Genomic DNA, 23,729 nt, shown 5'->3' on the forward strand with positions numbered 1-23,729 from the left:
GATCAGCTCGTATGCCGACCCGCCCGCCGCACGACGGGCCCGGGCATCACGCGGTGGCCGCCGCCACGGGCAACCCCGCCTCGAGCCACGCCCCGAAGCCACCGGTGACCGCGGCGACGGGGGCCCGCACGGCCGCGCGCAGCTGCTCCGCGAGGGTTGCGGCCTCGTCGTCGGTGTCCGCGAGGACAAAGACCCGCTGCGGCGCCGGCGCGACGGCGAGGTCTGCGGCCAGGCGCGGCGCGAGGTCGGGGTGGATCGCGCCAGTGCTGCGGTCGCGGCGCGCGTCCACCAGGGCGGCCCGGGCATAGAGCGCGAACTGGTAGGCGGCCCGGGCGGACACGTGCCCGGCGACCGTGGCGGTAGTGGCGGGTGAGGCGAACAGCTGGGTCTGGGCGGTGGTGTCGTTCATCGCGGGTCTCTCTCGGGGCGGGGCGGACGGTCGTCGTCGGCCGAGGTCGGGCGGGGGCTGGGGCTCAGCGCGTGCCGCGACGACACCGGTCGGCCGCGGCGAGGCGGCACATTCGGTGGCTGCGAGAGGTCATGACACCTAGGAGACCATGGGCAAACCATCATCGGAAGTAACTCGACCGATAATTCCGCGTTATGAGACGGGAGGGGCCAAAGGGTGATCGTCGCGGCGGCGGACTGGGGTTGCGCGCAGCCGAGAGTGTGGTGTGATGACCGCCATGGCCGACACCCCACCCAGCAGCACGCCCAGCGGCGCCACCGACACCCGCGCCGGCGGACGCAGCGCCATCCTCGGCGCGATGTTCCTCATGGCGACCAGCGCCATCGGGCCGGGCTTCATCACCCAGACCACGACCTTCACGGTCAGCCTGGGCGCCGCGTTCGCCTTCGCGATCGTCGTGTCGATCCTGGTCGACATCGCCGTGCAGATGAACGTCTGGCGGGCCGTCGGCGTCAGCGGCCTGCGCGCCCAGGAGCTCGCCAACCGCGTGGTGCCCGGGCTCGGCTGGGTGCTGTCGGCGCTCGTGCTCCTCGGCGGCCTCGTCTTCAACATCGGCAACGTCGCCGGCACCGGCCTCGGCCTGGACGCGATGATGGGCGTCGACCCGACCGTGGGGGCGGTCGTGTCGGCGGCCATCGCCATCGCGATCTTCCTGGTCAAGCGGGCGGGCCTGCTGCTGGACCGGATGGTCGTCGTCCTCGGCCTGCTGATGATCGGGCTCACGACCTGGATCGCCATCACGTCCAGACCGCCGGTCGGCACGGCCCTGCGCAACGCCGTCCTGCCCGACACCCTCGACGTCGTCGCCATCACCACGCTGATCGGCGGCACGGTCGGCGGCTACATCACCTATGCCGGCGCCCACCGCCTCCTCGACTCCGGCCTCACGGGCCCGCAGCACGCACGCGAGATCGGGCGCTCGTCGGTGCAGGGCATCCTGGTCACCGCCATCATGCGGGTCGTGCTCTTCCTCGCGATCCTCGGGGTCGTGGCGGGTGGCGCCACGCTCGCCAAGGCCAACCCCGCGGCGAGCGCGTTCGAGCAGGCGGCGGGGTCGTTCGGCCTGCACGCGTTCGGGGTGATCCTGTGGGCCGCAGCGATCACGAGTGTCGTCGGGGCGTCATACACCTCCGTCTCGTTCCTGACCAGCTCCACCACGAGCGACCGCACCCGCAACCTGCTGACGGTCGTGTTCATCGTGGTCTGCACGATCCTGTTCCTCGTGCTGCGCAAGGCCCCGGTCACGCTGCTCGTCTTCGCCGGCGCCTTCAACGGCCTCATCCTGCCGCTCGGCTTCACCGTCATCCTGGTCGTGGCGATCTGGCGGCGGGACCTGCTGCACGGCTACGCCTACCCGCGATGGCTCATCGTCGTCGGGGTGCTGGCGTGGCTGCTCACCCTGTACCTCGGCTACCAGTCCCTCGGCAGTCTCGCCAAGCTCTGGGGATAGGAGGATCCCGTGCGCATCGACCTCAACTCCGACCTCGGCGAGTCCCTCGGCTCGTGGACCATGGGTGATGACGAGGCCATGCTCGACGTCGTGACCAGCGCGAACGTCGCCTGCGGCTTCCACGCCGGTGATCCGCTCGTGATGCAGCGCACGGTGACGGCGGCCGCAGAGCGCGGGGTCGTCGTGGGGGCCCACGTGGCCTATCGCGACCTCGTAGGCTTCGGCCGCCGCTTCCTGGACGTGGCGCCGCACGAGCTCGTCGCGGACGTCGCCTACCAGGTCGCCGCCCTCGACGGGATGTGTCGGCTCGCGGGCACCCGGGTCGCCTACGTCAAGCCGCACGGCGCGCTCTACAACACGATCGTGCACCACGAGACGCAGGCCCGCGCCGTCGTCACCGCCGTCAAGTCGTATGACGACGCCCTCCCGATCATGGGGCTCCCCGGCAGCGCGGTGCAGCGCCTGGCCGACGAGGCCGGACTGCCGTTCGTGGTCGAGGCGTTCGCGGATCGCGGCTACCAGCCCGACGGGACGCTGACGCCGCGCTCGCAGCCGGGCGCGGTGCTGCACGACGACGACGCCGTGGCGGCCCGCATGGTGCGGCTCGTGACCGAGGGCGTGGTCGAGGCGGTGGACGGCTCCCAGGTGAGGCTGTCCGCGGACTCCGTGTGCACGCACGGGGACTCGCCCGGCGCCGTGCAGATGGCGCGGGCCACGCGGGCCGCTCTCGAGGCGGCCGGCGTGGCGATCCGGCCGTTCCTGCGGTGACGTGATGGCGACCTGGCGGCGCCTCGGCGACACCGGCGTGCTGGTCGAGCTGCCCGGCCTGGACGAGGTGCTCGCGCTGGACGCGGCGGTGCGCGCCGAGATCGACCGTGGCGCAACGGGTCTGGCCGACGTGGTGGACGTCCTGCCGGCGGCCCGCACCCTGACGGTGACCGCTCCGGCCGGGAGCGACCTCGGGCGGCTGGCCACCGAGATCCTCGCGGTTGCGGCCGATCTCGACCCCGGGGCAGCGGCGGGTGAGGCCCACGAGGTCGAGATCGCGGTGCACTACGACGGGCCGGACCTCGACGAGATCGCCTCGCTGACAGGGCTGTCCGCCGATGAGGTCGTCGCCGCCCACACGGGCACCCCCTGGCGGGTGGCGTTCGGTGGCTTCGCGCCCGGCTTCTTCTACCTCGTCGACGGGGACCCGCGCCTGGCGGTGCCGCGGCGCGGCGAGCCCCGCACGGCCGTGCCCCCCGGATCCGTCGGACTGGCAGGGGAGTTCAGCGGGATCTATCCTCGCGCCTCGCCCGGCGGATGGCAGCTGCTCGGCCACGTGGACGACGCCCTGTGGGACGTCGACCGCGACCCGCCCGCGCTCCTGCGGCCCGGGCAGCGCGTCCGCTTCGCTGCAGCACCGGCCGCCCCGGTCGGATCCGGTGACCTGTCACGGGGATCCGCTGCCCCAGGTGAGTCCCCCGACCCCGCCGCCGAGGGCAGTGCGGCCATGCCTGTGCCGTCGGCCGCGACATCCGTCGGGGGCCGAGGTGTCGTCACCGAGCACGGGTCGCTGACGGTCCTCGCGACCGGTCCCCGGGCCCTCGTGCAGGACCGCGGCCGACCCGGGCTCGCCCACCTCGGCGTCGGTCGCTCCGGCGCCGCCGACCGCAGCGCCCACGCCCTCGGCCAGCGGCTCCTCGGCAACGAGCTCGACTGCGCCGCCGTGGAGGTCACGCTCGGCGGCCTCGCGGTCCGCGCCGAAGCCGACTGCCTGGTCGCCGTCACCGGAGCCCCTGCACCGGCCCGGGTCGACGACCGCCCGGTGGGCCACGCGGCGGTCCTGCGCCTCGTGACGGGTCAGGTCCTGCGGCTGGGCGCACCGGCATACGGGCTGCGCAGCTATCTGTCGGTCCGCGGAGGGGTCGACGTGCCGCCGGTCCTCGGCTCGCGGTCGACCGACACCCTCGCCGGGCTCGGTCCCGACCCGCTGTCGGACGGCGACGTGCTGCCCATCGGCGGGGCCCGGCGTGCCCTCCCGACGACGGAGCAGGCGCCGCTGCCCGGCGGTCCTCCCGCGCAGGTCGTGCTGCGCGTCGTCCCGGGTCCGCGCATCGACTGGCTCGCCGACCGAGAGGCCCTGGTCGCGACCGCCTGGGAGGTGTCGGGCCGTAGCGACCGCATCGGGGCCCGCCTCGTCGGGGAGGCCCTCTCCCGGCACCCCGACCACGAGGGCGAGGAGCTGCTGAGCGAAGGCGTCGTCCGCGGCTCGGTCCAGGTGCCTCCGGGGGGCGAGCCCGTGCTCTTCCTCGCGGACCACCCTGTCACCGGCGGCTACCCGGTCGCCGCGGTCGTGGTCGACGACGACGTCGACCTGGCCGCCCAGCTGCGCCCCGGCGACCGGCTGCGCCTCGCCTGGCACCCCACCTCTCGTCCTGCCACCTCTCCTCCCGCTCCAGGATCGGAGACGACATGACCCGGGCCACCGATCCCGCGTCCCTGACTCCCGGCGAGGCTCGCGCCCTCTTCCGCAGCGGTCTGGTCACGCCGACGGCCGGCTGGTGCCGCGGCCACGCCCAGGCCAACCTCGTGTGCGTGCCGCGCGAGCTGGCCTTCGACATGCTGCTGTTCGCGCAACGCAACCCCAAGCCGTGTCCCGTCCTGGACGTGCTCGAGCCCGGCGCGACCTCCGGCCTGATCCTCGACGGCGACGTCCGCACCGACCTGCCGCTCTATCGAGTGTGGCGGGACGGCGAGCTCGAGGCCGAGGTGCCCGACGTGCGCGAGCACTGGCGGGACGACCTCGTGAGCTTCCTGGTGGGGTGCAGCTTCACCTTCGAGCACCCGCTGGTCGCGGCCGGGATCGAGGTCCGCCACATCGTCGACGGCAGCAACGTCCCGATGTACCTCACCGAGCGCCCCTGCCGCCCCGCCGGCGACCTCACCGGGCCGATGGTCGTGTCGATGCGGCCGATCCCCGCCGACCGCGTCGCCGACGCCGTCCGGATCAGCGGCCGCTACCCGGGCGTGCACGGTGCGCCGGTGCACGTCGGTGACCCGGCGGCGCTGGGGATCGGTGACCTCGGCCGGCCCGACTTCGGTGACCCGGTGCGCATCGAACCCGGCGAGATCCCGGTCTTCTGGGCGTGCGGGGTGACGCCGCAGGCGATGGTCATGGCCTCGCGTCCGTCGTTGGCGATCACGCACGCGCCGGGACACATGCTGATCACGGACGCGCGCGACAGCGACTACCTCGCCCCCTGACCCCTCGCGCCCACCCCTCGCTCGACACCGAGACCTGCACGGTCCCGGCGCCGGTCGCCGACACGTACTACGTCGGGCTGCGCGGCTGCTCGGCCTACTCCGGGGTGACGCTCACGGCGTCCTACACGGCGCGCTGACCCGCCCCACCACGATCGTGAGCGTCTCGTCCAAGAAGGCTGGTCGAGACCTTCACGATCCTGGGAAAGGGGTGCGGGCGCGGTGCTCGTGCACCACCAGAAGGCCGACCACGGCCCACGCGACGGCCACCAACGCGGAGGCCACCGGGTCGCTCGGCCGGTGCCACCCCGCCAGGACCACGCCGAGGCCCGTGAGCAGGGTGGCGAGGGTGGCCAGCGTGGCCCACACCGCGCGCAGGCCGCCGCCCAGCGCCACGACCGCCGCCACCGCGAGCGCCGCCACGGCCCCCGTGTGGCCGCTCGGGAACGAGTTGCCGTAGTGCGAGATCCCCAGATCGGGCCGCACGAGCGTGTACTTCAGCACCTCGGCCGACACGAAGGTCCCGGCCGCACAGGCCACACCCACGATCGCCGGCACCGCGCGACGCTGCGCCACCGCGAGGAGCACGACCACGCCCAACGCCGCCACGCAGGAGGGCGGCGTGATCACCCCGAGCGCCTCCGCGACGCGCCGGGCGCCGACGGGGGACAGCTCGTGCAGGTGCCACCAGATGCGGTGGTCCCAGGCCTGGCCGCGCACGGTGCACACGGCCACGGCATACAGACTCGTCAACGCGGCGCACGCCGCAGCCAGGCCGGTCACGCCGGCGAGGCGGGCGCGCACCAGGCTGGTGGAGCTCACGGCGCGGGGGGCAGGGCTGGTCATGCGGGTCCTCTCGACCGGATCACGGTAGGTCCTCGGGCTGTGCACGGGCTGTGGCCGCAGGCGGGCGAGCGGCCGGCAAGACAGACGCGCACCCCAGGGAAGGAGCCCGGGGTGCGCGCGGCCGCCAGTCAGCCGACCGGGACGAGCCTCGCGAGGTCGTTGCGGGTGCGGCTGGTGGTCTCGCACGTGACGAGACCGAGCTGGCGGGGTCCGGCACGGTCCACGATCCATGCCGGAAGGCTGTGCTTGTCGACGCCCGGCAGCACCTCGACGACGCGCCAGGCCTGGCCGGCGACGGTGACGGTGTCACCGGTCTTGAGCTCGCGGACGTACTCCAGCGCGCCGACCGTGGCGTCGCTGCGCGTGGAGTGGCCGACGACGATCGTGGTGCCCCGTGTCGCCCCGAAGTCCGGGCTTCCCGTCCACCGGCACACCGCCCCGATGTCGCTCGGCGGCGTGACGGTGTTGTCCTCCGTGGCGCAACCCGTGACCGGCGCGTTGACGCCCAGCACGGGGATGCGCAGGGTGCGTGAGCCGTCGTCGACCGTGCGGGTGGCGGCAGCGGCGGTGCTGCTGGGCGCCGAGGCACCGGCCGGGACGGCGGAGGTCCGCGCCGGCGCGGCGGGTGCGACGGTGGTCGACCCGGTGCCGGGCGCGCCCGAAGGGCCCGTCGTCACCGTCGTGCCGCCCGAGGGGACGGGGGCCGAGGAGCTCGCGGTGCTGGGCACTGCCGTCGCGGTGCTCGTGGCGACGTCGGTCCGGTGATGGGTGGCCGGGCTGCCTCCCTCGGCGCCGCACCCCGTCAGCAGTAGGCCGAGGGCGACGGCGGTCGTCACGGCGAGCCCGGGGCGACGTGGCGTCATCTCGTCCTCCTGGTCCTGTGGTGGGGTGCTGCGAGCGGCCGCGCGCCGGTGGGTGGTTCGTCCGGGTGCAGGGACGAGGCCCCCTGCCCCGTGGGGAGCCGGGGGCCTCGCCACCCGGCTGGGACGCTACGTCGCCTCCCAGCGTGTCATGCCGTCTGCCGTGCGTCAGGCGTTCTGGCGGCGACGGATGGCGGGGACCGTCATCAGGCCCGCCGCGACGGCACCGAGCACGCCGGCACCGAGCGCGCCCGCACCGAGGCCGGACCCGTCACCCTCCACGCCGGAGTTGAACACCGGGGCGCCGTTGGCGGTCGCCTTGGCCGGGGCCTGCGCCATGACACCGGCTGGGGTGACCGTGACGACCTCGACCGGGGTGTGGCCGGCCGGCGTGATCGAGACCGGGGTGCCGGCGGGCTCGGCCGGCTTGGCCGGGGCCGGGGTCCTGACCACGGGCTTGGTGGGCTTGGCGGGGGTCTCGGTGGCGGGCTTCTCCGGAGCCGGTGTGGTGGGCGTGGTCGGCGTCGGGCAGGTGTTGTCGCAGTCCTCGGCCGGAGGCGTCGTCGGCGTGGTGCACGGGTTGTTCGCGTCCTTGATGACGTGCTCGACCACGTCGCCGGTCGGGAAGGTGTACCAGTCGGCGGAGATCGCCTTGACCACGAGGGTGCCGTTGCTCCACTCGCCGCGCTGCCAGATGACGCCCGTGGTCGCGGGCAGGGTGACCTGGTCGTTGTCCGGGCCGCAGACGGGGAGGACCACGGGGGCCGGCGGCGTGACGGTCTTGCAGATGTTGCAGTCGTGGCCGGGGGTGGTGTCCTCGGGCTTGGGCTCGGGCTTGGTCTCCGGCTTCTCGGGCTCGGGCTCGGGCTTGGGCTCGGGCTTGGGCTGGGGCTTGTCCGGCGTGCTGCCGGGGCCCTCGGGGCGGTCGACCGGGCCGCAGTGGTCCTCGTTGATGCCGCCGTGGTTGCCGTGCTGGATGCAGTCCTTGCCCTTGCCCGGGTTGGGGTCGTCCTTGGCCGGCTTGCCCGTGGCGCCGTGGTCGCTGCCGTCAGCCTCCTCCGCGTGCGCGGTGGTCTGCTTGGGCGTGCCCTGCTTGTCGGTCGAGCCCTGCTTGTCGGTCGAGCCCTGCTTGTCGGTCGAGCCCTGCTTGTCGGTCGAGCCCTGCTTGTCGGTCGAGCCCTGCGTGGCGGGCTGGGCGCCGCCGTCGTGGCCGGCGGCCAGGGCGGTGCCGGCGCTGCCCAGGGCGACGCTCAGGGCGAAGGCGCCGGAGACGACGATGCGGCTGGTGGTGAGCTTGCGGTTCATGGTGCAGTTCCCTTCTGGCGGAGCGTCGGTGCTCCCTGATGTGTGATGTGCCGCCGGGCCGAGCGTGGTCTCGGTGTGGTGTTTCAGTGCGGCGCCCCCCGTTGACAGCAATTCAACGGGGGCATTCATCGAGCGCATCAGAAATGCAGAGGAAATGATCCGAAGAAGGGAAGAATTCGAGCAGAGCGTGCCGCTTCGCACACTCCCCGTGATGGCTCATTCTGGTGACCTCATATCTCCGCAGGCCTCTGAGCAGCAAATTTTGTCCCAACGGCCGTGAGATGACGACAAGATCGCGCAGCGTGATGAGGCGATTACCCTGGGTTGTTCATGGCGCAGCTGCAAGAGGGCTGGGCCCCAAAAATGGGTCGCCCGCCTTTCATCGAGGAGTCATCAAATCGGGCAATTCGACCTCTCTCAATGAGCAACAATCACTCAAAGAATGTAGCCGGATACGTTGCGTGATCGCCCCTGTGTCATGTCCGGAATGTGCCGCAGATGTGCGCCTCGTGCCTGGTGCAGGACCGCTCGCTGTCGGAGGGGACCGAGGCCGGGGTGTCCGTGAGGCAGTGAGGTGCTGCGGCGCGCCGTCGCCGGCCCCCTCGGTGGCGGCGCCGAGCGCGTCCGCGCTGACCGGTTGTGACGCAGAGTGATAGTTTGATGGCGATGTCAACGCCATCAACACAGGTCAGAAGCCCAAGCAATGACTGCGGAGAGTAATCATGCGAAGGATGTGGACAAGGTGAGCGGGAGCCGCGCGCGCGTCGAGGCGCTGCCGAACATCGGTCCCAAGCTGGCTGCGGCGCTGCGAGCCGTGGGCGTGCCCGATGCCGAGACCCTACGCCAGCGAGGCTCAGAGGCGGTGTGGCGGGACATGCGCGAGCAGGGCCTCTTCGACGACGCCACGTCCCTGCAGGCTCTCGAGGGCGCGGTGCGCGGGGTGCGCTGGCACGACCTCGACCGCGGGCTGCGCGCGCGGCTGGTCGAGATCGCCACCGACCCGGACCACGAGAACGGCTTCGCGGCCGACGCGGGCTGAGCGCCCACGCCGCGCGCGGTCAGTGAGAAACTGTGGGCATGACCACACCTGACGCTGCCGCCCCGGCCGAGACCGCCCCCATCGCGCTGACCATCGCCGGGTCCGAGGCCACCGGCGGCGCAGGGGCCCAGGCCGACCTCAAGACCTTCCAGGCGCTCGGCGCCTTCGGCATCGCCGCCCTCACCTGCATCGTGTCCTTCGACCCCAAGGCCGACTGGGGGCACCGGTTCGTGCCGGTGGACCCGGGCGTGATCGCCGACCAGCTGGAGGCCGAGCTGGCGACATACGACATCGACACGATCAAGGTGGGCATGCTGGGCACCCCGGCCACCATCGAGACCGTCGCGGGCGTCCTGCGCCAGGCCAGGCCGCGCAATCTCGTCCTCGACCCGGTCCTCATCTGCAAGGGGCAGGAGCCCGGCGCGGCCCTCGACACGGACACGGCCCTCAAGGAGCAGGTACTGCCGCTGGCGACCTTCGTGACACCCAACCACTTCGAGTCGATGGCGCTGTCGGGACTGGACGCGATCGAGGACGAGGACGACCTCGTGGCCGCCGCCCGCGCCATCCACGAGCGCTCGGGAGCCGTCGTGCTCGCCAAGGGCGGGGTCCGGCTCGCCGGCCCGGACGCCATCGACGTCTTCTACGACGGGGCCACCCTCGAGGTGCTGCGCGCCCCCAAGGTGGGCGACCTCGCCGTCAGCGGCGCCGGCTGCAGCCTCGCTGCCGCCGTCACCGCGGAGCTCGCCAAGGGCGCGACGCCGCTCGAGGCCGCTCGCACCGCCAAGGAGTTCGTCCGCGAGGCGATCCTGCACCGGATGCCCTCTCGGGCGCCGTTCGAGGCCGTCCGGCAGGTCTGACGCTCCCGGCGCGACGGCCCGCACCCGCGAAGCGAGCAGATGACCAGCCCCGGCCGCCGTCGGCGGTCGGTCGTGTGGCTGCTCGGGTCCCTCGTGGTCATCGGTCTGGTGGTGTCGGGGGCCTGGGCCGTCGTCAGCGGACGCCGTGACGCGTCGTCGGGCGCGGAGCACTACCGGGTGGTGGGTGCGGTGGGTGGTGACGTCCTGGACGTGACGGCCGTGCGCACGCGCCACCTGGTGCGGCTCTCGGGTGTCGAGGCTCCGCGCACCACGGCGGCGAGCGGCACCGAGTGCCTGGCGCCGGAGGCGCACGACGCTCTGCGACGGTTGGCGCCCACCGGTTCGCCGATCACGCTGCGCGGTGAGCCCGGGGGCCCGGGTGGGGCTCGCGCGGACGGGCGTGGAGGCGGGTCGGACGAGGCGGCGGCGCAAGCCGCCGCGGTCTACGACCACCGAGGGAGGCTGATCGCCGCGGAGCTGGCGCGCGACGGTCTCGTGGTCCCGTCGCCCACCGGCGCTTCGGAGGGCACCGCTGACCCGACGCGCGCCCGCGATGCCGAGGCGCTCGCCGAGGGATTCGACCACGCCCGGACCGAGGGGGCGGGCTTCTACGACGAGGACCTTGCCTGCACGGTCCCAGGGCAGGTCAGGGGCCGGATCACGACACTGCAGCTTGCGTTGGGCCCCCGTCAGCAATGGGCGGACGGCGGATCCGCCCCGGTGCCCGCCCAGGTCGATGCCGCGCTCGCGTCCGCGACCGACCTGTGGCGGCACCTCAGCACCGACGGCCCCCACCGGGGTGCGCCGGAGTGGCGGGCGCTGTCGGCCAACGACACGGCACTCCTGCGGATGCGCCTGGAGGCGGCGATCGTGGGGACGCAGGCCGTGAGGTTCGGCGCGTCGACGCTCGCCGGGCGGGGCTAGGGATCAGACGGCCGGCCAGGCCGGCGGGTCACTCGCCGGGGGTGGTCGCCGACCCCGCCAGGAGGCGTTCGACGTACTTGGCGATGACGTCGACCTCGAGGTTGACGGGGTCGCCGACCTGCTTGCGCCCCAGGGTGGTTAGCTCGAGCGTCGTCGGGATCAGCGACACGGCGAAGGTCATGTCGTCCACCGCGCTCACCGTCAACGAGATGCCGTCGACGGTGATCGACCCCTTGTGGACGACATAGCGCGACAGCTCCGTGGGCAGGGAGAAGGTCACGACCTCCCACCGGTCCCCGGGCTCGCGGCTCACGATGGTGGCCGTGCCGTCGACGTGCCCCTGCACCACGTGCCCGCCGAACCTCCCGCCGGCCGCCATCGCCCGCTCGAGGTTGACCGGCGAACCCGCCTGCAGCGCACCGAGGCTCGACCGGTCGAGGGTCTCGCGCATCACGTCCACGCGAAAGGTCGTCCCGTCGTGCTCCACGACCGTCAGGCACACGCCGTTGACGGCGATCGAGGCGCCGTGGGTCGCGTCGCTCACCACCAGGGGCCCGCGCACGGTCAGGACGGCGCTGTCGGCGCCGAGCTCGACGGACTCCACGGAGCCGAGCTCCTCCACGATGCCGGTGAACATGCCTGCTCCTTCGTTGCGACGTCCGGCCCCAACCTACCCGGGCTCGGCCGCGAGGTCGGCCAGCCATCCGCGGGACGATGCGTGGGAGACGCGCGTCGCCGCCACGCGGCAGGCCAGCTCCACCGCGGCCGGGAGCTCGAGCCCCAGCGCGACGCCGGCCGCGAGCGCTCCGTGGAAGGCGTCCCCCGCGCCCAGGGAGTCCACGGCCGTCACCGCGGGCGGTGTCGTGGCGTGCTCGCGACCGTGACGGTCACGCCACCGCACAGGCCGCGGCCCGTCGGTGAGCAGGGCTGTGTCGCAGCCGGACTCGAGCAGGTGGTCCAGCGTGCGGGAGGGGCCCAGGCCGAGCTGGTGAGCGTAGGCCGAGGAGGCTGCCGCCACGTCGACGAGCGGCAACCAGCCCTCGACGTGGTCCTTGACGCTGCCCGCGTCCAGCAGGGTCCGCGCGCCTGCGGCCCGGGCCTCCCGCAGCGCGGCCTCCCCGGCCTGAGGGTGGTGCCCGTCGACGAGCACCGCCGCGCACGAAGCGATCTCGTCGCGCGCCTCGTCGGTCAGGTCCCACGCGGAGCTCCGTGCCCCGGGCGAGACGACCGTGCGCTCCCCGTCGGCGTGGACCAGGCAGGTGGCCACCGGCAGGGCCGAGCCCCCGCCGACCAGGTCCCCTCCGACCGAGCCCCCGCCGAGACCGGCCGCCAGGTCCACGAGGCGCACCCCGCACGCCGCCAGGTCGACGCGCACGACGTCAGCCGCGGCGCCCCACCCGACAGCGCTGACCAGTGTGACCGCCCCGGGAGCCAGCACGGCCGCGGCCGTCACCGCGGCGTTGGCCGCCGGGCCTCCCGCCAGGAGCTCGACCGCGTCCGAGCGGGACTTGCCGCCCAGGACGACGGGCTCGCTGACGCGCTGGACGACGTCGAGGGTCGTCAGCCCGACGCAGACGACCCGCGTGGTCCCCCCACCAGCCATCGTGCCAGCGTAGGACCCTTTCACCACGTCCGCTCGCCTAGGGTGAGGCCCATGCGCGCCGAGCCCGTCACCGACCCCGTCTGCTACCACGCCGAGGGGCCGGTCTGGTGGCCGACGTGGGGACTGCGGTGGGTCGACATGCTCGCGGGCGACGTGCTGACCCTGCGGCCCGACGGCGAGCCCACCCGCACCCACGTCGGCACCGTCGTCGCCTGCCTGCGACCGCGCGAGGGCGGCGGTGCCGTCCTGGCGCTCGAGCGCGCCGTCGCCAGCACCAGGCGCGACGACCTGACCGAGCTCACGGTCGGCCCGACCTTCGTCCCCGAGGGGATCCGCCTCAACGAGGGGGGCTGCGACCCCGACGGGCGTTTCTGGGTCGGGTCCATGGCCTACGACCAGCGGCCGGACGCGGCGACCCTCTACGTCGTCGACGACGCCTTGGCCGCGCGCCCCGCCCTCGACCCCGTGACCGTCTCCAACGGCATCGTCTGGAGCCCGGACGGGGCCACCGGCTACTACGCCGACACCGCCACCCACCAGGTCATCTCCTTCCCGTATGCCGGGACCCCCGCCATCCAGGACCCCCGCACGCTTGTGGACCTCGGCCCGGACGGCAGCCCCGACGGGCTCGCCGTCGACGCCGAGGGCGGCGTCTGGATGGCGATGAACGGCGACGGCGAGGTCCGTCGCTACACCCCGCAGGGGCGGCTCGACGAGGTCGTGCAGGTCCCCGCCCGGCAGGTCACCGCCTGCACGTTCGGCGGCGACGACCTCGGCATCCTCTACATCACCACGTCCAGGGAGGGCCTCGACGATGGCGACGACCCGTTGGCGGGCGGGGTGTGCGCCATACGGCCTGGTGTGGCTGGTCTGCCGGCGCTGACCTGGCGCGGCTGAGGATGGTCACCGGGGTCGTCTATCTGGTCGCCGGGGTGGGTCTGCTCCTCGGTGCCTTCCTGCCGAGGCTGCTGCGCGAGCGCGCCGTCTCGGCCCCGATGGTGGTGCTGCTCGTCGGCATCGCCGCCGGCTGGTTCCTGCCCGGCGACGAGCCGATCGCACCGGTCTTTCAGCAGGCCATCACCCAGCACGTCGCCGAGGTCTGCGTCCTCGTCTCCCTCATGGGGGTCGGCCTGGCGATCGACCGGCCGTTCGCCTGGCGGGCCTGGTGGCCGACATGGCGGTTGCTCGGCATCGCCATGCCGCTCACCATCGCCGCCGTCGCCCTGCTCGGGTGGTGGGTCCTGGCGCTGTCCCCGGCGGCCGCCATCTTGCTCGGTGCCGTGCTCGCCCCCACCGACCCGGTGCTCGCGTCGGATGTGCAGGTCGCCGGGCCCAGTGTCTCCGGCGGGGAGGAGAGCCCGGAGGAGGAGGACGACGAGGTGCGGTTCGCCCTCACCTCCGAGGCGGGGCTCAACGACGCCCTGGCCTTCCCGTTCGTGTGGCTCGCCCTGTACCTCGCCACCGAAGGACCGATCGCCGGGTGGGGCTGGCACTGGGTGGGCATGGAGCTCGTCGGCAAGATCGTCATCGGCGCTCTGGTCGGCCTGGCCAGCGGCTGGGTCTTCGGCAAGCTCGTGTTCCACGCGCACTGGGACACGCTGCGCCTCGCTGACGTCGGGGAGCCGCTGCTGGGGCTGGCGCTCGTCGCCACCGTCTACGGACTCGCGGAGGTCCTGCACGGCTACGGCTTCCTCGCGGTCTTCGTCTGCGCGGTGGCGTTGCGCGCCGCCGAGCGCGGCCACGAGTACCACGGCCGCCTGCACGACGCGATCGAGCACGTCGAGTCGGTGCTGACCCTGCTGATCCTGCTGCTGCTCGGCGCCTCCCTGTCGTCCGGCCAGCTGTCCGCGCTGAGCTGGGAGGGCATGCTCGTCGGCGTCGCCCTGGTGCTCGTCATCCGGCCCCTGTGCGGCTGGCTCTCGTTGGTCGGCACCCGGCAGCTGGGCGCGCGCGAGAAGGTCGTGACCGCGGTGTTCGGGGTGCGCGGGATCGGCTCGGTCTTCTACATGGCCTTTGCGACGGCCCAGCACCAGTGGCCGGAGCAGCGCACCCTCTGGGCGACCGTTACCTTTGCCATCGTGCTGAGCGTGATGGTGCATGGCGTGCTGGCCACCCCCGCCATGAAGGCCCTCGAGGAGCGGCGCGGGGCCCAGCAACCCGTCTGACCTGGGGGACGAGGCCCGGCTGATGCCCCTACCGGGGGCGGGATCATCGACCTGGCGGACGACGCCCGGCCGATGCCCCTACCCCCGGTAGGTCAGCGGGTGCGGCGGTCGGCGGCCTCGGGGTCGTAGGGCTTCTCCAGCGGCAGGCGCACCCCGCCGATCGTCGGCTGGAACTGGCTGCCGAGCTGGCTGACGGCGAGGCGCCCGACGAGCTGCTGGCGCGTGGTCGTCCGCTCGGCCCGCCCGGTCGACAGGAACGCGATGGCCCAGTGCAGCAGCGTCGTCACGCGGTGCTTGAAGCCCACGATGTTGATCAGGTGGACGAACAGCCAGGCCAGCCACGCCGGGAAGCCCGTGAGCTTGATCTTGCCGATGCTCGCGATGGCCCCGAACTTGCTGATCACGGCCATGGACCCGCGGTCCTTGTAGCGGAACGGCGAGGTGTCGCGGGCCCCGGCCACCTCGGAGGCGATGGTGCGTGCCGCGTGCTGACCGCCCTGGATCGCGACCTGGGCGACGCCGGGGAGCTTGTCGAGGCTCATCATGTCGCCGACGACGAAGATCTCGGGGTGCCCGGGCAGCGTCAGGTCGGGCGCCACGGAGATGCGCCCGGCGCGGTCGACCTCGGCGCCGGTCTGCTTGCCGAGCGTCGCGCCGAGGGGGCTGGCCTGCACGCCCGCCGCCCAGACCTTGCAGATGGCGCCGATGCGCTCGGTGCTGCCGTCCTTGTTCTTGTAGGTGACGGACTCGGAGTCGACGTCGGTGACCAGCGCGTCGAGGATCACCTCGACGCCGATGCGCTCGAGCTCGGCCTTGGCCCGCTCGGACAGCTTGTCGCCGAAGGCCCCGAGCACCGCCGGCGCCCCGTCGAGCAGGATGACGCGGGCCTGCGTGGAGTCGATGTTGCGGAAGTTGCCGGCGAGGGTGTGCACCGCCAGGTCCTTGATCTGCCCGGCCATCTCGACGCCGGTCGGGCCGGCCCCGACGACGACGAAGGTCATCAGGCGCTCGCGCTCGCCGGGGTCCTGCGAGAGCTCGGCGACCTCGAAGGAGCCGAAGATGCGCGCGCGCAGCTCGAGGGCGTCGTCGATGGTCTTCATGCCGGGGGCGTAGACCGCGAAGTGGTCGTTGCCGAAGTAGGACTGGCCGGCTCCGGCCGCCACGACCAGGTAGTCGTAGTGCAGCGTCGTCTCGTGCTGCAGAGCCTCGGCCGTGACCGTGCGGGACTCGACGTCGACGGCGGTGACCTCGCTCATCAGGACGGTGGCGTTCTTCTGCTTCTTGAGCACCTCGCGGGTGCTGGGGGCGATCTCGCCGGGGCTGAGGATGCCGGTCGCCACCTGGTACAGCAGGGGTTGGAACAGGTGGTAGACGGTCTTGCCGACGAGCGTCACGTCGACGTCCGCGTCCTTGAGCTCCTGGGCGGCGAAGAGCCCGCCGAACCCGGATCCGATGATCACCACGTGTGGGCGCTTGTGAGCCATGGCACCCAGGCTAACGTCACCTGATCCCCTGCGGGTGCCGGAGTCGTATGCCGAGAGCCCGCCCACCCGCGACGTCGCTCACATGCGCTCGGGGGCCTCGACGCCGAGCAGGTCCAGTCCCTGCACGAGGGTGCGCAGGGTGAGGGTGCACAGGGTCAGGCGCGAGGCGCGGGTGGCCTCGTCGTCCGCCTTGAGCACGGGGCACGCCTCGTAGAACGACGAGAAGGTCTGGGCCAGCTCGAACAGGTAGGTGCACAGGCGGTGCGGCTCGTAGATCGCGCCGACCTGGGCCACCACGCCGTCGAGGTCGAGAAGCCGCAGCGCCAGGTCGCGCTCCGCGGGCTCGGTGAGCAGGACGGGGGCGTCCTGGGCCTCGGGGTCCACGCCGGCGGAGCGTAGGATCGAGCGCAGGCGGGCCGTGGCGTACTGCAGGTAGGGACCGGTGTTGCCGGTGAGCGCCAGCATCCGGTCGAGGTCGAAGACGTAGTCCGAGTCGTGGGCGACCGACAGGTCGGCATACTTGACGCCCCCGATGCCGACCATCCGCGCGATCTCGGCCCGCTCGGCCTCGGGGAGCTCGGGCCGCGCCTCGTCGATGTAGGTGCGGGCATGTTGCACCGCCTCGTCGAGGAGGTACATCAGGCGCAGGGGGGCGCCGGAGCGGGTCTTGAGGATCTTGCGGTCCTCGCCGAGCACCGAGCCGATCTTGACGTGCACGACCTCGACGTCGTCGGGCAGGTAGCCGGCCCGACGGGCGGTCTCGAAGACCATCTGCAGGTGCAGCGACTGCGTGACCCCGATGACGTAGAGGATGCGGTCGGCGTGCAGGTCGCGGACGCGGTGCCGGACGGTGGCGACATCCGTCGTGCCGTAGCCGTAGCCGCCGTCGGACTTGCGGACGAACAGCGGGACCGGCTTGTCCTCGCGGCCGGTGAAGCCGGGGAGGAAGACGACGAGGGCGCCCTCGTCGACGGTGGCGATGCCCTTGGCCTCCAGGTCCTCGCAGATGCCGGGGAGGTCCGCGTTGTATGACGACTCGCCCGCCAGGTCGTCGTCGGTGAGGGTCACGCCGAGGGTCGAGTAGACCTTGTTGAAGTAGACCTTGGACAGGTCGTAGAGGCGGCCCCACAGGCGCAGGGTCTCCGGGTCGCCGGCCTGCAGCTTGACGACACGGGCGCGGGCGCGCGTCGCGAAGTCCTCGGACCCGTCGAACTTCGACCGCGCCGCCTGGTAGAAGGCATTGGGGTCGGTCTCGACGACCCGGGCCTCCTCGGAGTCCTCACCGACCTCCAGCAGGTGCTCGACGAGCATCCCGAAGGGCGTGCCCCAGTCGCCGACGTGGTTCTGCCGGATGACGGTGTGGCCCAGGTGCTCCAGCGTGCGCGCGAGCGCGTCGCCGATGATCGTCGTGCGCAGGTGCCCGACGTGCATCTCCTTGGCGACGTTGGGCGCGGAGTAGTCGATGGGGATGATCTCGGTGGGCTGGGTCGCGACGCCGAGCCGCGGGTCGGCCTGGGCGGCCTGCACCTGCCGGGCGATCCACGCGTCGTCGAAGGTCACGTTGATGAAGCCCGGCCCGCTGACCTCGGCGGAGGCGACGAGGTCGCCCCCCTGGAGGTGCTCGACGATCGCGTCGGCGACCTCCCGCGGCTTGCGCCCGAGCCGCTTGGCCAGCGCCATGGCTGCGTTGACCTGCACGTCGGCGAACTGGCTGGGTCGCACCACGGGGTCCGCCCCTCGCACGTCCTCGCCGAACGCGGCGACGAGGGCGGACTGCACGGCCGGTGCGAGGGCGTCGATCGGGGCAACCATGGGCCCAAGGGTAGTGGTCCTGACCTGGCCGGCCGAACGCGTATCAGTGCCCCCGACACGCGGCGTTCACGGGGACCCGGTTGGATGGGGACGAGGAGCGCTCGCCCTGTCCTGACCGACCCGGAGGAAGTCATGCCGACCGTGCCCGATCCCGACGCCGCCCCCACCTCGCGGATCGCCGTCCTCACGAGCGGGGGTGACGCGCAGGGCATGAACGCCGCGGTGCGCGGCGCCGTCCGCACCGCCCTCCACCTCGGGGCCGAGGTCTTCGCGATCTACGAGGGCTACCAGGGCATGGTCGACGGCGGCGACGGCATCCGCCAGGTCGGCTGGGACGACGTCGGCAACGTCCTGCACCGCGGCGGCACCATGATCGGGACCTACCGCAGCAAGGACTTCCGCGAGCGCGCGGGCCGGCTGCGCGCCGCCGCCAACCTCGTCGAGCGCGGCATCGACCGGCTGATCGTCATCGGTGGGGACGGCTCGCTGAGCGGGCTCGACCTGTTCCGCCAGGAGTGGCCCGGGCTGCTCGCCGAGCTGGCCGACACCGGGCGCATCGACCAGGCGCTCGCGGACGCGCACCCCGCCCTGATGATCGCCGGGCTCGTCGGCTCCATCGACAACGACCTGGTGGGCACCGACATGACCATCGGCGCGGACAGCGCGCTGCACCGGATCGTCGACGCCATCGACGCGATCGCGAGCACGGCCGCGAGCCACCAGCGCAGCTTCGTCGTGGAGGTCATGGGGCGGCACTGCGGCTACCTGGCCCTGATGAGCGCCATCGCCGGCGGCTGCGACTATGTCTTGATCCCGGAGCACCCGCCCGCCGACGGGTGGGAGGACCGGATGTGCGCCGAGCTGCGACGCGGTCGCGCGGCCGGGCGCCGCGACTCGATCGTCATCGTCGCCGAGGGCGCCCAGGACCGCGAGGGCAGGCCGATCACGGCGGCCTACGTGCGGGACACGATCGAGCAGCGCCTCGACGAGGACACCCGCGTGACGATCCTCGGGCACGTGCAGCGCGGCGGCCGGCCGAGCGCCTTCGACCGGTGGGCCTCCACCTGGCTCGGCCACGCCGCGGCCGAGGAGGTCCTGGCGGCGACCCCGGAGTCGGTGGCCCACGTGGTCGGCATACGCGGCAACCGCATCGCCAAGGTCCCCCTCATGCAGGCCGTCGAGCGCACCCGGGAGGTGCCCGCAGCGATCAGCCGCGGCGACTATGCCGAGGCGATGCGGCTGCGCGGCGGGTCGTTCACCGAGATGACTCAGGTGTTCGCCGAGATGTCCGAGCCGCCGGTGCCCGCCCTGGCCGAGGGCGAGGCGCCCCGACGAGTCGCGATCCTGCACGCGGGCGGCCTCGCGCCGGGCATGAACACCGCCGCCCGCGCCGCGGTCCGTCTCGGCATCGACCGCGGGCACACCATGCTGGGCGTACGCGGCGGCTTCCCCGGGCTGCGGGACGGGCAGGTCGAGGAGCTGACCTGGGGCGACGTGGAGGGGTGGACCTCCATCGGCGGCGCGGAGCTCGGCATCCGGCGCAGCGTCCCCGACATCGAGGACCTCTACGCCATCGGGCGCAGCCTCGAGGCGTCCCGGGTCGACGCGCTGCTGGTCGTCGGCGGCTGGAACGCCTACCAGGGCGCCCACCGGTTGTGGGAGGAGCGGGACCGCTACCCCGCCTTCCGCATCCCCGTGGTGTGCGTCCCGGCCTCGATCGACAACAACCTGCCGGGGTCCGAGCTCGCCATCGGCACCGACACCGCCCTCAACGCGATCGTCGAGGCCGTCGACCGGATCAAGCAGTCCGCGTCGGCGCGGCGGCGCTGCTTCGTGGTCGAGACCATGGGGCGCTACTGCGGCTACCTCGCGCTGATGGGCGGGCTGGCGAGCGGGGCCGAGCGCGTCTACCTCCACGAGGAGGGCATCACCCTCGACGACCTGCAGGACGACGTGCGTCGGCTCCGGTCCTCCTTCGACGCCGGGCGACGCCTCTACCTCGCCATCCGCAACGAGCGCGCGAGCGAGCAGTACACGACGGACTTCCTCGCCCGTCTCCTCGACCAGGAGGGGCAGGAGAGGTATGACGTGCGCCAGGCGGTCCTCGGTCACCTCCAGCAGGGCGGCGACCCCTCGCCCTTCGACCGGGTGCTGGCGACGCGGCTCGTGGCGCACGCGGTGGACCTGCTGACCGAGCAGCTCGCCGCAGGGGGCCGCGAGGCGCAGCTGGTCGGTCTCGTCGCGGGCCGGGTGCAGGCCACGCCCATGGCGCGGATGCTCGAGCTCATGGACATGGCGCACCGTCGTCCCAGAGACCAGTGGTGGCTGGACCTGAGGCCCGTCGTCCGCGCCGTCTCGGAGCCGCCGCCGCCCGTGCTTGCGGGGCCTCGGGCGCCGTCCGCAGGCCTGTGACCTGCGCAGATGTGACCACGTGACCATATCGAGATTTTTTTGGACTCGGGGGTTTGCCGCCTGACGGGCCTGGGCAAGTTACGTGCAGCGGGGCACCGTCGTCCACGGCGACGGCGTCATCCGGCACTTGGTAACCAACGAAAGGCGGAACCCCAGCATGTTCTCCAACGAGCACATCGAGCAGGTCCTCAACGGCACCGTCGTCGACAACAACGGCGACAAGATCGGCAAGGTCGGCGACGTCTACAACGACGACCGCACCGGCAACCCGTCCTGGGTGACCGTCAACACCGGCCTGTTCGGCACGTCCAACACCTTCATCCCGCTCGACGACGCGCAGGTCGATGGCGACACCATCCGCGTCCCGTTCTCCAAGGACAAGGTCAAGGACGCCCCCCGCGTGGACGCCGACCGTCACCTGGACGCCGACGAGGAGCGCGAGCTCTACCGCTACTACGGCCAGGACTACGACGAGGGCTACGTCGCTGCCGGCACCCGTGGCGGCGATCACGGCGCTGACGGCGACGCGGACGCCACTGCCGGCCGCAACGACCACGGCGCTGACGGCGACGCGGACGCCACTGCCGGCCGCAACGACCACGGAGCTGACGGCGACGCCGACGCGACCGCCGGTCGTCCCCTCGCCGACCGCGACCGCACCCAGGGCGACAACACGCTGACCCGCTCCGAGGAGGAGCTGCACGTCGGGACCCGCGAGCGCGAGGCCGGCCGCGTGCGCCTGCGCAAGCACGTCCGCACCGAGCGCGAGTCGGTCACGGTCCCGGTGACCCACGAGGAGGTCCGCGTCGAGCGCACCCCCATCCGTGACGGTGAGGGCGGCCGCATCGGTGGCGACGAGACCGCCGAGGTCCGCCTCAAGGCCGACGAGGTCGTCGTCGACAAGGACGTCGTGGCCAAGGAGCAGGTCTCCCTGGGCAAGGAGACGGTGACCGAGCAGCAGCGCGTCACCGAGGACGTCCGCAAGGAGGAGATCGAGGTCGAGCGCGAGGGCGGCGTCCGCGAGGGTGGCCTGCGTGACGGGGTCGGCAACGACCGCGACAACGACGGCAAGGTCGGCCTCGGCGACAAGATCAAGGACAAGCTGGACCGCGACAACGACGGCAAGGTCGGTCGCTGATCAGCCTGATCTGACGCGTCGAGCCCTGCTCGACGACAGGTTAGCCACGACGAAGGCCCGGCTCCCCACGCGGGGGCCGGGCCTGCGTCATGCCCGACGCCGGGCCCCGCATCTGTGAGCTGGGGGCCAGGTTGTGCCGTCACCGTGACGGGTGCGAAGGCGCGCGGCGGGGGTCAGAGCGAGAAGAGCGCCAGGTTGACGGCCGCCTTCATCTCGGACGGGCTGTTGACCTGGGCCGCACGGCCACCGGTGGCGCTGGCGATGGCCTGCAACGCCCCAATGTCCGCCTCGGCGCCGTAGCCCAGGCAGATGATCCTGACGGGTCGCTGGGGGTCCTTGGCCTCGTTGAGGTAGGTGAGGAGCTGGCCGAGCGTGTCCGGGCTGGTGGTGTCGCGGTTGGCGCCGTCGGACAGGACCACGAGCTGGTTGACGTAGCCGGGGTCGTACTCGTCGAGGGTGTAGGCGTAGGCCTCGCGGACGGCCTGGTAGAGGGGTGTCCCTCCCTTGATGGTGACGTCGCTCATGGCCTGCACCACGACGTCGCTGTGCTGGCGGCCGGCGTCGGCGCTCTCGTTGACGGCGAGGTCGGTGGCCCGCTCGACCAGGGGTGTCCCGAGCTCGTTGGAGGTGTGAAAGAACCACACGCCGGAGCGGGCTCGGGGCGACGCGGTCTGGTAGACGTTGCCGACGAGGCCGCGGACCAGGTCGATGCGGCTCGTCGCCCCGCCGGCGAGGTGCTGGTTCATCGACCCCGAGGCGTCCACGAGCACCATCGAGGAGATGCGGGAGTGCATGCCCCGCCAGGCCTGCACGGTCTGCTGCAGCACGGGCAGCGGCACGGCGGCGGGACGCAGCGGCGCGGCGGCATAGGCGACGCCGGCGGGGTGATCGGTGGGCGCGGCGCCGTCGGGCGCCCTCAGGCCGGCCGCTCGCAGGGCGGCCAGGCCGGACGCCGAGGTGAGGTAGGCCCGGAACCCCCGCGCCGAGGCAGCGCCCGGAGCGTCGTCGGCGGTCGCTCCCACCCCCAGCACCGACAGCGGCACGGAGGCGGCGCCGCCGGCGAGGGGGACGGCGGCCAGCGGCACCGTCGGGTCCACGGCGTTGTGCGCGGCGACGGCCCTCTCGGTGGTGACATAGGCCGAGGCGCGGGAGGTCACCTCGGAGAGGGTGTCGTCCTGGTCAGGGAGCACGTCCCCGTCGTTGCCGGCGAGCGAGGTGATGCGGTGCTCGACCTTGATCACGGCGAGGTCCTTGTCGCTCGGCCCCGCGTAGTCCGGCGCCTTGGCGAGCGGCCCGCCGTTGGCGAGGGTGATCATGGCTCCGAACCCGATGGCAGCGGTGGGGCTGGTCGCCGGGTCCGCCATGCGGATCGAGAAGGACGCTCACTCGGGGTGCCCGGTCTGGGCCCAGGTCGACCGCCCCAGCATCCACGAACGCCAGGCGTCGGGGGTGAGCGGCCGGGTGGGCCAGCCCCAGGCGCCCGTGTCGACCATGGCCGAGGGCATCGCGAGGACGACGGGGGTGCTGGCGACCAGCTGCGGGGCGGTGCGCCTCACGGAGCTGGGGAGGGCGGCGACGTCCCCCTCGGACCGGGCGAGCCACAGCGCGGCCCGGTCCGATGAGAGCAGCCCGGGGAGTGCGGCGGGCCCCGCGGCCTGCTGCACCGCCACCCGGGCGCAGGCCGATCGCTGCGCGACGCGATAGTCGTCGGCGACCCGGGCGAGGGCGTCGGTCAGGTCGGGGGAGGCATAGAGCGTGGTGGCGTCGTCGCACGTGCGGACCTCGGCCTGCCGCGAGCCCGTCGGCCCCTGCACCCCGGCCGTGGCTCCCCGACCGTCCCCGGTCCCCGAGCCGGCGCGCCCCTGCACGGCCACGACCCCCACCCCGCCGAGGGCGGCGAGGGCGATGATGGCGGCGGCGACGTTGCCCACCCGGTCGCTGGAGCTGCCGCGGTGACGGCCGTAGGTCTGCGACACGGGACACCTCCCAGGACTGCGGGCATCGGGCGTGCGACGGGTCCTGCACCCGACGCCGTCCGTGACGCACAGGTCGCGGTGCGCCGGAAGCGTAACTATTGGAGGGCATTCGGGTGATGTGACGCCAGTCCTGCATCGAT

At 72.9% G+C, this 23,729-nt stretch carries 21 protein-coding genes; 11 read left to right on the top strand and 10 right to left on the bottom strand.

Going from position 1 to position 23,729, the window contains the following annotated elements:
• Window positions 1-46 precede the first annotated feature (46 nt).
• The gene (locus GGG17_RS02565; protein ID WP_154592225.1) at window positions 47-409 is read right to left on the bottom strand and encodes a hypothetical protein; all 363 of its coding nucleotides are present in this window, start codon (window positions 407-409) and stop codon (window positions 47-49) included.
• Window positions 410-686: 277 nt separating this feature from the next.
• On the opposite strand from GGG17_RS02565, the gene GGG17_RS02570 reads away from it, so the two are divergent.
• The 4 genes from GGG17_RS02570 to GGG17_RS02585 are packed head-to-tail and all read left to right on the top strand — an operon-like array spanning window position 687 to window position 5,168.
• On the top strand, window positions 687-1,919 hold the full coding sequence (locus GGG17_RS02570; RefSeq protein WP_154592226.1) for an NRAMP family divalent metal transporter: 1,233 nt from the start codon (window positions 687-689) through the stop codon (window positions 1,917-1,919).
• Window positions 1,920-1,928: 9 nt separating this feature from the next.
• Entirely contained in the window at window positions 1,929-2,687 is a 759-nt protein-coding gene (locus GGG17_RS02575) for a LamB/YcsF family protein (RefSeq protein ID WP_311966371.1), read from the top strand.
• A gap of 4 nt (window positions 2,688-2,691) precedes the next feature.
• Window positions 2,692-4,380 carry a 5-oxoprolinase subunit B/C family protein gene (locus GGG17_RS02580; RefSeq protein ID WP_154592227.1) on the top strand — a complete coding sequence of 563 codons (1,689 nt, stop codon included), beginning with the start codon at window positions 2,692-2,694 and terminating at the stop codon, window positions 4,378-4,380.
• Window positions 4,377-5,168, top strand: a complete 792-nt coding sequence (locus GGG17_RS02585; protein WP_154592228.1) for a putative hydro-lyase — start codon at window positions 4,377-4,379, stop codon at window positions 5,166-5,168. The genes GGG17_RS02580 and GGG17_RS02585 overlap by 4 nt, the downstream gene beginning before the upstream one ends.
• A gap of 189 nt (window positions 5,169-5,357) precedes the next feature.
• Here GGG17_RS02585 and GGG17_RS02590 read toward each other — a convergent pair whose 3' ends face one another.
• The 3 genes from GGG17_RS02590 to GGG17_RS16805 form a co-directional block, all read right to left on the bottom strand.
• Complete coding sequence (locus tag GGG17_RS02590) at window positions 5,358-6,011, bottom strand: phosphatase PAP2 family protein (RefSeq protein WP_154592229.1); 654 nt, start codon at window positions 6,009-6,011, stop codon at window positions 5,358-5,360.
• A gap of 128 nt (window positions 6,012-6,139) precedes the next feature.
• A complete protein-coding gene (locus GGG17_RS02595) occupies window positions 6,140-6,874 on the bottom strand; it encodes a class F sortase (RefSeq protein WP_154592230.1) in 735 nt (244 codons plus the stop codon).
• A 165-nt stretch (window positions 6,875-7,039) separates the two neighbouring features.
• Window positions 7,040-8,176, bottom strand: a complete 1,137-nt coding sequence (locus GGG17_RS16805; RefSeq protein WP_154592231.1) for a hypothetical protein — start codon at window positions 8,174-8,176, stop codon at window positions 7,040-7,042.
• A gap of 742 nt (window positions 8,177-8,918) precedes the next feature.
• Here GGG17_RS16805 and GGG17_RS02605 point away from each other — a divergent pair.
• The 3 genes from GGG17_RS02605 to GGG17_RS02615 are packed head-to-tail and all read left to right on the top strand — an operon-like array spanning window position 8,919 to window position 10,999.
• A complete protein-coding gene (locus GGG17_RS02605) occupies window positions 8,919-9,215 on the top strand; it encodes a TfoX/Sxy family DNA transformation protein (protein WP_195849090.1) in 297 nt (98 codons plus the stop codon).
• Window positions 9,216-9,253: 38 nt separating this feature from the next.
• Window positions 9,254-10,075: a hydroxymethylpyrimidine/phosphomethylpyrimidine kinase gene (locus GGG17_RS02610; protein ID WP_154592233.1), complete on the top strand. Its 822-nt coding sequence runs from the start codon at window positions 9,254-9,256 to the stop codon at window positions 10,073-10,075.
• Window positions 10,076-10,114: 39 nt separating this feature from the next.
• Entirely contained in the window at window positions 10,115-10,999 is an 885-nt protein-coding gene (locus GGG17_RS02615; protein ID WP_154592234.1) for a hypothetical protein, read from the top strand.
• A 28-nt stretch (window positions 11,000-11,027) separates the two neighbouring features.
• On the opposite strand, the gene GGG17_RS02620 is transcribed toward GGG17_RS02615, so the two are convergent.
• Both GGG17_RS02620 and GGG17_RS02625 read right to left on the bottom strand, forming a co-directional pair.
• The gene (locus GGG17_RS02620) at window positions 11,028-11,636 is read right to left on the bottom strand and encodes a riboflavin synthase (RefSeq protein WP_154592235.1); all 609 of its coding nucleotides are present in this window, start codon (window positions 11,634-11,636) and stop codon (window positions 11,028-11,030) included.
• 33 nt (window positions 11,637-11,669) lie between these two features.
• Entirely contained in the window at window positions 11,670-12,602 is a 933-nt protein-coding gene (locus tag GGG17_RS02625) for a PfkB family carbohydrate kinase (RefSeq protein ID WP_154592236.1), read from the bottom strand.
• Between the two features lie 51 nt (window positions 12,603-12,653).
• Between GGG17_RS02625 and GGG17_RS02630 the strand changes: the two genes are divergently transcribed.
• Complete coding sequence (locus GGG17_RS02630; protein WP_154592237.1) at window positions 12,654-13,499, top strand: SMP-30/gluconolactonase/LRE family protein; 846 nt, start codon at window positions 12,654-12,656, stop codon at window positions 13,497-13,499.
• A gap of 2 nt (window positions 13,500-13,501) precedes the next feature.
• On the top strand, window positions 13,502-14,767 hold the full coding sequence (locus tag GGG17_RS02635) for a cation:proton antiporter (protein WP_154592238.1): 1,266 nt from the start codon (window positions 13,502-13,504) through the stop codon (window positions 14,765-14,767).
• 92 nt (window positions 14,768-14,859) lie between these two features.
• On the opposite strand, the gene GGG17_RS02640 is transcribed toward GGG17_RS02635, so the two are convergent.
• Both GGG17_RS02640 and argS read right to left on the bottom strand, forming a co-directional pair.
• A complete protein-coding gene (locus GGG17_RS02640; protein ID WP_154592239.1) occupies window positions 14,860-16,251 on the bottom strand; it encodes an NAD(P)/FAD-dependent oxidoreductase in 1,392 nt (463 codons plus the stop codon).
• A 78-nt stretch (window positions 16,252-16,329) separates the two neighbouring features.
• Complete coding sequence (gene argS, locus GGG17_RS02645; RefSeq protein ID WP_154592240.1) at window positions 16,330-18,063, bottom strand: arginine--tRNA ligase; 1,734 nt, start codon at window positions 18,061-18,063, stop codon at window positions 16,330-16,332.
• 132 nt (window positions 18,064-18,195) lie between these two features.
• Between argS and GGG17_RS02650 the strand changes: the two genes are divergently transcribed.
• Window positions 18,196-20,475: a 6-phosphofructokinase gene (locus GGG17_RS02650; protein WP_154592241.1), complete on the top strand. Its 2,280-nt coding sequence runs from the start codon at window positions 18,196-18,198 to the stop codon at window positions 20,473-20,475.
• Between the two features lie 157 nt (window positions 20,476-20,632).
• A complete protein-coding gene (locus GGG17_RS02655) occupies window positions 20,633-21,613 on the top strand; it encodes a DUF2382 domain-containing protein (RefSeq protein ID WP_154592242.1) in 981 nt (326 codons plus the stop codon).
• 173 nt (window positions 21,614-21,786) lie between these two features.
• On the opposite strand, the gene GGG17_RS17305 is transcribed toward GGG17_RS02655, so the two are convergent.
• Complete coding sequence (locus tag GGG17_RS17305; protein WP_375804496.1) at window positions 21,787-22,929, bottom strand: vWA domain-containing protein; 1,143 nt, start codon at window positions 22,927-22,929, stop codon at window positions 21,787-21,789.
• A 66-nt stretch (window positions 22,930-22,995) separates the two neighbouring features.
• The gene (locus tag GGG17_RS17310) at window positions 22,996-23,589 is read right to left on the bottom strand and encodes a substrate-binding domain-containing protein (RefSeq protein WP_154592244.1); all 594 of its coding nucleotides are present in this window, start codon (window positions 23,587-23,589) and stop codon (window positions 22,996-22,998) included.
• Between the last annotated feature and the right edge of the window lie 140 nt (window positions 23,590-23,729).

This window comes from Arsenicicoccus cauae (genome assembly GCF_009707125.1).
Classification (GTDB): Bacteria; Actinomycetota; Actinomycetes; order Actinomycetales; family Dermatophilaceae; genus Arsenicicoccus; species Arsenicicoccus cauae.